Origin of the sequence: Burkholderia sp. AU4i, from assembly GCF_000466765.1 — a bacterium.
In the GTDB taxonomy this organism is placed as follows: Bacteria; Pseudomonadota; Gammaproteobacteria; order Burkholderiales; family Burkholderiaceae; genus Burkholderia; species Burkholderia cepacia.
This window is the reverse complement of the sequence record NZ_ASSI01000261.1, coordinates 1-10,475: the sequence shown is the minus strand read 5'-3', so window position 1 is coordinate 10,475 and position 10,475 is coordinate 1. Positions and strand designations below refer to the sequence as shown.

The 10,475-nt window shown below is 68.1% G+C and carries 8 protein-coding genes; 4 read left to right on the top strand and 4 right to left on the bottom strand.

Annotated elements, in window-relative coordinates:
- The coding region (locus L810_RS39785; protein ID WP_042978165.1) for an NAD(P)H-dependent flavin oxidoreductase at nucleotides 1-514 on the bottom strand (514 nt) is incomplete at its 3' end.
- Nucleotides 515-947: 433 nt separating this feature from the next.
- On the opposite strand from L810_RS39785, the gene adiC reads away from it, so the two are divergent.
- Complete coding sequence (gene adiC, locus L810_RS39780) at nucleotides 948-2,480, top strand: arginine/agmatine antiporter (protein ID WP_021163783.1); 1,533 nt, start codon at nucleotides 948-950, stop codon at nucleotides 2,478-2,480.
- A gap of 1 nt (nucleotide 2,481) precedes the next feature.
- Nucleotides 2,482-4,821: an Orn/Lys/Arg decarboxylase N-terminal domain-containing protein gene (locus L810_RS39775; RefSeq protein WP_021163782.1), complete on the top strand. Its 2,340-nt coding sequence runs from the start codon at nucleotides 2,482-2,484 to the stop codon at nucleotides 4,819-4,821.
- 199 nt (nucleotides 4,822-5,020) lie between these two features.
- Here L810_RS39775 and L810_RS39770 read toward each other — a convergent pair whose 3' ends face one another.
- Both L810_RS39770 and ftrA read right to left on the bottom strand, forming a co-directional pair.
- Nucleotides 5,021-7,447 carry a DKNYY domain-containing protein gene (locus tag L810_RS39770; RefSeq protein WP_081712965.1) on the bottom strand — a complete coding sequence of 809 codons (2,427 nt, stop codon included), beginning with the start codon at nucleotides 7,445-7,447 and terminating at the stop codon, nucleotides 5,021-5,023.
- Nucleotides 7,448-7,535: 88 nt separating this feature from the next.
- Nucleotides 7,536-8,510, bottom strand: coding sequence for a transcriptional regulator FtrA (gene ftrA / locus L810_RS39765; protein ID WP_021163780.1), 975 nt, complete (start codon nucleotides 8,508-8,510; stop codon nucleotides 7,536-7,538).
- 111 nt (nucleotides 8,511-8,621) lie between these two features.
- Here ftrA and L810_RS39760 point away from each other — a divergent pair, with 111 nt between their 5' ends.
- Together L810_RS39760 and L810_RS39755 are read left to right on the top strand one after the other, a co-directional pair.
- The gene (locus L810_RS39760) at nucleotides 8,622-9,041 is read left to right on the top strand and encodes a rhodanese-like domain-containing protein (RefSeq protein ID WP_021163779.1); all 420 of its coding nucleotides are present in this window, start codon (nucleotides 8,622-8,624) and stop codon (nucleotides 9,039-9,041) included.
- A 101-nt stretch (nucleotides 9,042-9,142) separates the two neighbouring features.
- Complete coding sequence (locus tag L810_RS39755) at nucleotides 9,143-9,469, top strand: superinfection immunity protein (protein WP_011354384.1); 327 nt, start codon at nucleotides 9,143-9,145, stop codon at nucleotides 9,467-9,469.
- 15 nt (nucleotides 9,470-9,484) lie between these two features.
- Here L810_RS39755 and L810_RS39750 read toward each other — a convergent pair.
- Nucleotides 9,485-10,475, bottom strand: a 991-nt coding sequence (locus L810_RS39750; protein WP_042978164.1) for a cytochrome P450, incomplete at its 5' end; no start/stop codon positions are given.

Genomic DNA, 10,475 nt, shown 5'->3' with positions numbered 1-10,475 from the left:
CCGCGCCCTGCGCGACGATCGCGTCGACGCCGCGCGCATCCAGCCAGCGCGCTTCCTCGACGGTCGTCGCGGACGAGACGACCTGCGCGCCCGTGCGCCGCACGCGATCGAGCAGCGGATCGTCCGGAAGCCCGAAGTGAAAGCTCACGACGGCCGGGCGCAACTCCTCGACGACCGCGCACATCGCATCGTCGAACGGCGCGCGTCCGGGGCCGCCCTTCACGTCGGCCGGATCGAGCCCGGCTTCCGCGTAGTAGCCCGCGAGCGCCGCGCGCCAGCGCGCGGCGCTCGCGGCATCGGGCGCCGGCGGCGTATGGCAGAAGAAGTTCACGTTGAACGGTGCGCTCGTGCGCGCCCGGATCGCCGCGATCTCGTCGCGCAATTGCTGCGGGCCCAGTGCCGCACAGGCGAGCGAGCCGAGCCCGCCGGCTTCGCACACGGCGATCGCGAGCGGGCTCAGTGAACCGACCATCGGGGCCTGGATCAGCGGCAAACGGGAAGGCAGCGTCGTCATCGGAATCATCCTCGGGGAAGCAGCGGTGGTCGCGCGCGCCGGCGGCGCGCATTTAATGCGCCCGATAATAACCGACAAAGACAAACCCCGATTACGGTGCCATTTTGATCGAGAAATGATTTAACCAGTTCGTAAAAAACGATTATTCATCGAAGCTTCGGCAGCGCAATCTCGCCCGCCCGGATCGAGACGGAAAAAATGCCCTCCAGCCTTGCGGCCCGGGCCGCCCCACCCGGAACTCAAACACCGTTTCACCGGCTTCAATGACATTCATCAATATTCAAGTTATTAAATGCCGGCGTTTACCCTTATTAATAATCACCCCGAGCGATAACATGAACGCGTCAATTAAAACGACGAACCGCACCGGAATCGTCGACCGGCGCCATACCGCGTCACCTCAACCGAAACACGTCTTCTCAAGGAGCGTCGCATGTCCGATGCCAGCTCGTCCTCCTCCCGCGCCGCCGCCACGCCGGCCGCGGCTTCCGCGCCGAAAATCGGCGTCATTCCCGCCACGCTGATGGTCGCGGGCAACATGATGGGCTCCGGCGTCTTCATGCTGCCCGCGAACCTCGCCGCGACCGGCGGCATCGCGATCTTCGGCTGGCTGATCACCGTCGTCGGCGCCGTGTCGCTCGCGCTCGTGTTCGCGAAGCTCGCCGCGATCGACCCGGCCGCCGGCGGCCCGTACGCGTATGCACGCAAGTCGTTCGGCCCGTACATGGGCTACCAGACCAACCTGATCTACTGGCTCGCGAACGTGCTCGGCAACGTCGGCCTCGCGGTCGCCGGCCTCGGCTACCTCACGCATTTCTTCCCGGTACTGAAGGACCCGCTCGTGTTCGCGCTCGCGCAGATCTTCGTGATCTGGCTGTTCACGTACGCGAACATCCTCGGGCCGAACGTCGTCGGCCGCGTGCAGTCGGTCACGACGGTCTTCGCGCTCGTGCCGATCCTCGGGATGGCCGTGTTCGGCTGGTTCTGGTTCAGCAAGGACGTGTATTTCGCCGGCTGGAACGTGTCGGGCACCAACAGCTTCAGCGCGATCGGCGCGACGCTGAACTTCACGCTGTGGGCATTCATCGGCGTGGAAAGCGCATCGGTATCGGCCGGCGTCGTCGAGAATCCGTCGCGCAACGTGCCGATCGCGACCGTCGGCGGCGTGGTGCTCGCGGCCGTCTGCTACGTGCTCAGCTCGACCGTGATCATGGGGATGATCCCGAACAAGGCGCTGCTCGCATCGAGCGCGCCGTTCGCGGATGCCGCGCGCCTCGCGCTCGGCAATACGGCCGCGAACGCGGTCGCGCTGTGCGCGGCGCTCGGCTGCCTCGGCTCGCTCGCGGGGTGGACGCTGCTGGTCGGCCAGACGGCGAAGGCGGCCGCCGACGACGGCCTGTTCGCCAGCGTGTTCGCGCGCGTCAACTCGAAGAACGTGCCGTCGGCCGGCCTCGCGATCGTCGCGCTGATCATGTCGGTGCAGGTACTCGCGACGATGTCGCCGAGCGCCAGCGAGCAGTTCGGCAAGATCGCGTCGATCGCCGTGATCATGACGCTGCTGCCGTACATCTATTCGTGCATCGCGATCAAGGTGCTCGGCTACGGCAAGATGCCGTCGCACCAGTTCACGTTCTACACGATCGTCGGCCTGATCGGCGCCGTCTACGCGCTGTGGGCGATGGTCGGCTCCGACGGCCAGCAGACGCGCTGGTCGCTGATCTTCGTCGTCGCGACGATCGTCTTCTACGAGCTGTCGATCAACCGCCAGCGCGAGATCGAGGAAACCCATGTCCATCCGGGCGGCCGCTCGCCGCGCTGGGTGCGCTATCTCGCGCTCGGCGTGACCATCGCCGCGCTCGCCGCGACCTTCTGGATTTCCGTGGGCCGTCACCAGGCCGACACCCTTCACGCGCGCTCGCCGGCCGTTGCCGCGAGCGTCCAGGCAACCCAGCAAACGGGGGAATGACATGACCGCATCCTTGACCCAACCGGCCTTCCGCCGCCTCGGCATGAAGGCGCTGCTCGTGCAGCACGACATCGACGAACGCACGGCCACCGGGCGCGCCGCGACGGCGCTTGCCGAGGAGCTGCGCACCCGGCTCGTCGACGTCGTGATCGCGACGTCCGCCGACGACGCCTGCGCGGTCGTCGCCGCCGATCCGGCGATCCAGTGCCTGCTGCTCAACTGGGAACTCGGCAACGACGCCGGCCACGCACCCGCGCAGGCCGTGCTCGACGCAATGCGCGCGCGCAACGCGACCGTGCCCGTGTTCCTGCTCGCGAGCCGCGCGAGCGCATCCGCGATTCCCGTCGACGCGATGCGCAAGGCCGACGACTTCATCTGGATGCTGGAGGACACCACCGCGTTCATCGGCGGGCGGATCGTCGCCGCGATCGAACGCTACCGCGAGACCGTGCTGCCGCCGATGTTCCGCGCGCTCGCGAAATTCTCGCGCGTGTACGAATACTCGTGGCACACACCTGGTCACACCGGCGGCACCGCGTTCCTGAAATCGCCGGTGGGCCGCGCGTACTTCGAATTCTTCGGCGAGGCGCTGTTCCGCTCGGACCTGTCGATCTCGGTCGGCGAACTCGGCTCGCTGCTCGACCACTCCGGCCCGATCGGCGAAAGCGAACGCTACGCGGCGCGCGTGTTCGGCGCGCACCGCACGTATCACGTGACGAACGGCTCGTCGATGTCGAACCGCGTGATCCTGATGGCGAGCGTCACGCGCAACCAGGTCGCGCTGTGCGACCGCAACTGCCACAAGTCGGCCGAGCACGCGATGACGATGTCCGGCGCGATTCCGACCTACCTGATTCCGTCGCGCAACCATTACGGGATCATCGGGCCGATCATGCCCGAGCGGCTGACGGCCGCCGCGGTGCGGCTCGCGATCGACGCGAACCCGCTCGTGCGCGGCCGCGACGGCATCGATCCGACGCCCGTGCATGCGCTGATCACGAACTCGACGTACGACGGCCTCTGCTACAACGTCGCGCGCGTCGAGGAACTGCTCGGGCAGAGCGTCGATCGACTGCACTTCGACGAGGCGTGGTACGGCTATGCGCGCTTCAACCCGATCTACCGCGACCGTCACGCGATGCACGGCGATCCGTCGCAGCACGACGCGAGCAAGCCGACGGTGTTCGCGACGCAATCGACGCACAAGCTGCTCGCCGCGCTGTCGCAGGCGTCGTTCATCCACGTCCGCGACGGCCGCAACCCGATCGAGCATGCGCGCTTCAACGAGGCGTACATGATGCATGCGTCGACGTCGCCGAACTACGCGATCATCGCGTCGAACGACGTGAGCGCCGCGATGATGGACGGCCCCGGCGGCGAGGCGCTGACGACCGACGCGATCCGCGAGGCCGTCGCGTTCCGCCAGATGCTTGCGCGCCTGCATGCGGAATGCGCGGAGAACAACGACTGGTTCTTCAACGGCTGGCAGCCCGACAACGTCGTCGATCGCAAGACGGGCCGCCGCGTGCGCTTCCACGAAGCGGACGAGACGCTGCTCGCCACCGACCCGTCGTGCTGGGTACTGCATCCGGGCGACACGTGGCACGGCTTCGGCGATCTCGAGGACGACTACTGCATGCTCGACCCGATCAAGGTGTCGATCGTCACGCCGGGCGTCGCATCGCACGGCGGGCTAATGCCGGTCGGCATTCCGGCATCGGTCGTCACCGCGTATCTCGACCGGCACGGGATCGTCGTCGAGAAAACGACCGACTTCACGATCCTGTTCCTGTTCTCGCTCGGCGTGACGAAGGGCAAGTGGGGCACGCTCGTCAACACGCTGCTCGATTTCAAGCGCGACTACGACGCGAACGCGCCGCTCGAACAGGCACTGCCCGAACTCGTCGCGCGCTATCCGGAACGCTACGGCAAGCTCGGCCTGCGCGACCTGTGCGACCTGATGTTCAGCGCGATGAGCGACCTGAAGACGACCGAGATGATGTCGCGCGGCTTCTCGACGCTGCCGAAGCCCGATTACAGCCCGGCCGAGGCGTTCGAGCATCTCGTGCACAACGACATCGAGATGCTGGAGCTGTCGGAGATGGAAGGCCGCACCGTCGCGACGGGTGTCGTGCCCTATCCGCCCGGCATTCCGCTGCTGATGCCCGGCGAGAACGCGGGGCCGGCCGACGGCCCGCTGCTCGGTTACCTGAAGGCGCTCGAGCAGTACGACCTGCGCTTCCCGGGCTTCACGCACGACACGCACGGTGTCGAAGTCGAGGATGGCGTATACCGGATCGCGTGCATCAAGCAGAAAGCGCGCGACACCATTTCGCGCTGAGCCTGCACCGGCCGCGATGGCACGCGGCCGTTCAGTACACGCGGCCGGTTGCTCCGGTCACCGGCCGCCTGCGCTGCACCGTCGTCGTCGGGTTGGAGGATGCATGCGCCGTATCACGGCGCGGTCGCGTCGGCTGCTCGCATCGGCTTCGGAATCTCCCGGCGTCCTTCCCGCGACCGGCCGCAGCGTCGCGACGGTGTCAGCCCGCGTCCGGCTCGGGCACGCGTGCGGCGGCCTCGATGCGAAACAGCAGCCGGTTGTCGAGCACATCCCAGATGTCGACCTCGCCCTGCCCGCCCACCGGCAGGCCGACGAACACGGGGCGCCCGCCGATCCAGCCGGCCTGGCTCTTGAACCACTTGCGCTCGCACCAGCCGCCACGATGCAACGCGAGGCGCTCGCCGCTGTCGACGTCGAACTCGCGCAACACGAATTTCGCGTCGCGCACCAGCACGCGCGTGCCGTCGTCCGAAAACGCGCATGGAAAGCCGTTGTCCGCGCCGGGTATGTCGCAATCGGTCGCGCCATCCGTGCGCACCGTCAGCGCCGCGTCCCGCGCGAATGCGCGGCGATGCCGGCTGGCGCTCACCGCGAACGGAGCATCCTGGAAACGCTGGTCGGCCAGATCGTAATCGAGCACGTCGAGCGTGCCGTCGCCGGCGAGCGGCACACGATAGAGCCGGTTGCGGATGCGCACCCACGCTTCGCGCGCGTCCGGCGACAGATGAACCCGTTCCAGATCGTCATAACGGCTGTCCGCCCGCCAGCACGCGTCCGCTGCACCGCTCGTGGCATCGACCCGGTAAAGTGTCGTGTTGTCCCAGTACGCGACAATCAGCGTCGACAACGACGCATCGGCCGACGCGCTCACCGGCACGTTGCGCAGTCGGTCCATGGCCGTCGCCTCCGTCTCGTCGGGCACGAACGGACGAGGCAGCGCAAACGACGCGACCACCTGCCGCTGCGCCAGATCCCAGATGTCGCAGAACCCGTCGCCGGCCACGACGAGTCGCGGTTCGCCCGTCTCGTCGCGCGCCCATTCGATCACGCACGCCCGGCGGGCGGCGTCCGGCCCGGCGGGCGACGCCTGCCGGAACCCGTTCGCCGACACCGATTCGGGCGCCGGTCCGGCATCGGCCCGTGCTCCCGCTTCGGGCGCCACGTAGTCCGGCGGCACGTAGTCGGGCATCGGTGACCTGTCACGCGCGCGCCACGCAGCCAGCCATGCCTGATACACGTAGCGACGACTGCCGTCCGTGCCGATATCGGGTTGCTCCAGATGAAAGGCGGCCGGATCGACGCCGGGCAGCGGCACGAGTTCGGCGCCGTTGCAATAGACGTAGGCACGCGCGCGGTCCCGTGCGAAATACTCGGACAGGAACGTGAGCGTCGCTCCGTCGACGCCGCGCCGATACGGCTGGTTGTAGTGCAGCAATCGCCCCTGCCCGTCGCGCAGAAAGCCGTGACCGACCGGTTCGGCCGTCGGGGCGTCGAACCTGGCCTTCACTTCCTTGCCGAAATAGAACAGCCGGCCCCCCTCCCGCAGATGGTCGTCGCCGACGACTTCGATTCGTGCGGGATCGATGCCGCGCTTGCGTACCAGCATGCACAGCACGCCATTGCGATCCTTCGCATAGGTATCGTTCAGGATCTCGAACGTCTTGCCGTCGACCTTCGCGGCCTCCGCATGGCCGCGCCATTGCTGCCGATAGCAATGGTCGCCGGCCTGATACCACGGCCCGCCAAGATGCCGCCACTGCGCAGGATCGCCCGGAAGCGGCCCTCCGCGAAGAAAGCCCTTGTGGTACTCCGAATACGAATAGAGCCGCGAGCGGTCCGCGATGAATGAATCGCCGAGCCATCGGACCGTCCCCGCGTCCGGTTCGAGCAGCGGCAGGTCGTGCAGGTACACCTGATCGCCGATCACCCGGTATCCGCCGCCGAGTTCCCGCGTCGATACGTCCGCCTCGGCCTGCCCGATCAGCGCATGCCACCAGTACCCCTGCAATTCGGGACGCGCGGCGAAGAACGGCGACCAGTTGCGTTCCCATTGCTCGCGCGGGCCGGGATCATCCGCATGGCCGTAACGGTAGGGACGCGCGCGGTCGGTCGCCTGATCCTGCGCCACTTCATCCGCGCTGACAAAGCTCGCCGCATCGGCGCCTTCCACTGCCCGCCCGCCGTACCAGACGCGCTGTGCGTCGACCAGATACGCGCCGACCCAACGCAGCGTCGCGGGATCCGCGCCGCGCATGCGCTTGCCGTAGTGATACAGGTAACGGTCGTCATGCCCCCATGATTCGCTCAGCAGCCGAAAGCGCGCAGGCGACGCGCCGGCAAGTTTACGGTTCTGAAAATAGACATGGTTCGCGTCGACGGCATGCGACTCGTCCAGCAGGCGAAACGTCGCGACGTCGACGTCGAGCACGGTGAAGCGCAACCACGTGAAAGTGCACGCATAGGCACGCACGCCGTCCGTCGCCAGATACGGGGACAACGGCCGGAAGCTGTCGATCGCGATGCCTTCGATGAGGTTGCCGGCGCGGTCCCGCAGCGGGCCATCGTGGCAATAGACGTGCGCGTCATCGCGCATGAAGCCGAATCCGAGGTTCTCTCTGAGTGTCATGTTGTTGGTTTGTTGCGCTTTCGTCCGGAATGCCCCGGTCAGGCGGTGCGCCGCCGGGTACGAAAGCCACCGCGCAACAGCGCGGCGCTCAAGCGTCCTGCGATCTTACGCCACGATCCATCCCGCGCCGATACGCGGCCGGGCTCGTCGCCGCGACGCGCCGGAAATGCCGCCGCAGCGACTCCTCCGACCCGAACCCCGCGCGCGCCGCCACCTGCGCGAGCGACAGCGCGGGATGCGCTTCGAGCATGTCCTTCGCCACGTTCACGCGTTCGCGGATCAGCCATGCGAGCGGCGACATCCCCGTCGCGTCCGCGAACTGCCGCTGCAGCGTGCGCGTGCTCATCGCGGCCTGCGCGGCGAGCGACGCGAGCGTGTGCGGCTCGGCCGCGTGCGCGCGCATCCAGTCGATCAGCTTCGCGAGCCGGTCGGTGCCGCCCGGCGCGACCGGGCGCGGCACGAACTGCGCCTGGCCGCCGTCGCGATGCGGCGGGAGCACGAGGCGCTGCGCGACCCGGTTCGCGATCACGCCGCCGTGATCGCGGCGCACGAGATGCAGCAGCATGTCGAGCCCCGCCGCCGATCCGGCCGACGTGACGACCTGCCCTTCGTCGACGTAAAGCGCATCGGGATTCACGCGCAGCGCGGGATAACGCGCCTGCAGTTTCTCCGCATAGCGCCAGTGGGTCGTGACCGTGAGGCCGTCGAGCACGCCGGCCGCGGCCAGCACGAACACGCCCGAGCAGATCGAGCAAAGCCGCGCGCCACGGCGATGCGCGGCCCGCAGTTTCTTCAGCAACGGCTCCGGCGGCGGTTCGTCCGGATCGCGCCAGCCGGGAATCACGATGGTATCGGCGCGATCGAGCGTCGCGAGCCGATACGGCGCGGCGACCGTGATGCCGCCCGCCGCGCGCACGGGCCCCGGCTCGCTCGCGCAGACCGCGAAGCGATACCAGTCGACTCCGAGCTCGGGGCGTTCGAGCGCGAACAGTTCGACCACGCAGCCGAATTCGAAGGTGCAGAGGCGATCGTAGGCGAGCGCGACGACGAGATGATTGTGCATGGCGCGATGTTACCGGAACTTGTCGATCGCGCCACTGCCGCGACAGTCGCCGAACCGCGATACTGCCCATCATTCCACTGCGTTCCACGCAACCTTCAGGAGAACTTGACCATGTCCTACGTCACCGACGTCCCCGCTGCCGACAGCCCCGCCGCCCTCGCGCATTTCGAGGCGTCCTTGCGCTTCGAGACCGATTGCTGGGACGTGCACGACGCGCTCGCATCGGGTGCGCCCGATTTCGTACTGCTCGACGTGCGCGGCCCCGACCAGTTCGCCGCCGGCCACGTGCCCGGCGCGCGCAACCTGCCGCGCCGCAAGATCATCGAGAGCAAGCTCGCCGGCTATCCGGCCGGCACGCTGTTCGTCGTCTACTGCGCGGGCCCGCACTGCAACGGCGCCGCGCGCGCGGCGATCCAGCTCGCACGCCTGGGCCGGCCGGTCAAGCTGATGATCGGCGGCGTGACGGGCTGGCGTGACGAAGGTTTCGCGCTGAGCAACGAAATGCAGCCGGCGGACACCGAAGCCGGCTGATCATCATTAAAACCGCAACAATCAATTGTCTGCGCGCGGCCTGCACGCGAACGGAAAAAGCGCGACAATCGGCTCCATTGCAGTTCGGATGGAGCAGCAACATGCAGAACGCAGTCCTGATTCAAGTGGCCGGTTCGGTGGCCGCGATCGCGATCTATTTTCTGCCGGCGGTCATTGCCGACCGGCGTGGCCGGCACGACAAGCTGACGGTCGCGATGTTCAACGCGCTGTTCGGGTGGACCGGCATCGGCTGGCTGATGACGCTGTACTGGGCCTGCCAGCCGAACCCGCGCACCGATGTCGCGCAGACGATCCTCGCCAAGCGTCGCGGCATCAGCATGCGAACCTTTTCAACCGGTCTCGTCGAGCGCGTGCAGCGCCGTGTCGCCGCCCAGGAGCAATGGGCGGAAAAGCAAGGCTGCCGTTAAGTCCCTCTTTCCCGATCACCCTGCCGCGTCGAACTTCGGCATCCTGACGTTGGTCGACGCACGGTAATGCCACGCCAGCCCGTCGTGCCGCGGCCCGCCGCCCGCACGCAGCCACGCCCCGAACGCCCCCGCTGTCACCGCCCGTGCGATCCGCTCGCCCGGGCAGCCATGCGGCCCCGTGCCGAAGCCGAAATTCGGCCCGGCCGCACGGCCGGGCATCAGCCGGTGCGGATCGCGATGCACGGCCGGGTCGCGGTTCGCCGCGGCGAGCACGACGAGGATCGCGTCGCCGGCTTCGACGGTCACGCCTTCGATCGTCGTGCGCGATGCGACGAAGCGGCGCGTATTCTGCACCGGTGAATCGAAGCGCCCGACTTCTGCAACGAACGCGTCGAGCGCGGCATCGTCCGGCACGACGCGCGCGGCGCTTGCGCCCGCTTTTAAGCCCGCTTCCAAGCTCGCTTCCGCGCCCCCGTTCCACGCCGCCAGCACATTGCCGAGCCAGGCGGCAGTCGCCTCGCACGTCTGCGACAGCAGCCCGACGAGGTTCGCGACCAGCGCGCCGCTTGCCTGCCAACCCGCCGCACGGGCCGCCTGCTGCACGGCGGCGACGAGCGTGCCGTCGTGCGCACGCGTCTGCGCGACGTGCACCGTCATCCGGTCGAGCAACTGTCGCGCGGCGTCGCTCGCGCGGGCCAGCGCCTCGGCATCGGACAGCGGCGACAGCGCCGCGACGAAGTCGACCACCTCTGCCGCGATCGCGTCGAGCTGCGTCTCGTCGAAGCCCAGCAGATCGGCGACCGCGCAGACGGGCATCGTCATGCACCACGTGTTCAGCGCGCCGGCATCGCCCGGCGGCGGCAGGCGCCGCGCGGCGAGCTGCATCGCACGGTCGCGCAGCGCAGCCGTGTCGATCGGCGCGAACGCCGCGCGCAGCGCCTGCTTCGGCACGTCGTGCCGCAACGCGCCGTCGTTCATGCGCACCAGCTCGCCGAACAGCGCGCCG

Bases quoted from the DNA above. Each gene is read 5' to 3' on its own strand.
- L810_RS39775 (WP_021163782.1), top strand. From the start codon at position 2,482: ATGACCGCATCCTTGACCCAACCGGCCTTCCGCCGCCTCGGCATGAAG.
- L810_RS39760 (WP_021163779.1), top strand. From the start codon at position 8,622: ATGTCCTACGTCACCGACGTCCCCGCTGCCGACAGCCCCGCCGCCCTC.
- adiC (WP_021163783.1), top strand. From the start codon at position 948: ATGTCCGATGCCAGCTCGTCCTCCTCCCGCGCCGCCGCCACGCCGGCC.
- L810_RS39755 (WP_011354384.1), top strand. From the start codon at position 9,143: ATGCAGAACGCAGTCCTGATTCAAGTGGCCGGTTCGGTGGCCGCGATC.
- L810_RS39770 (WP_081712965.1), bottom strand. From the start codon at position 7,447: ATGACACTCAGAGAGAACCTCGGATTCGGCTTCATGCGCGATGACGCG.
- ftrA (WP_021163780.1), bottom strand. From the start codon at position 8,510: ATGCACAATCATCTCGTCGTCGCGCTCGCCTACGATCGCCTCTGCACC.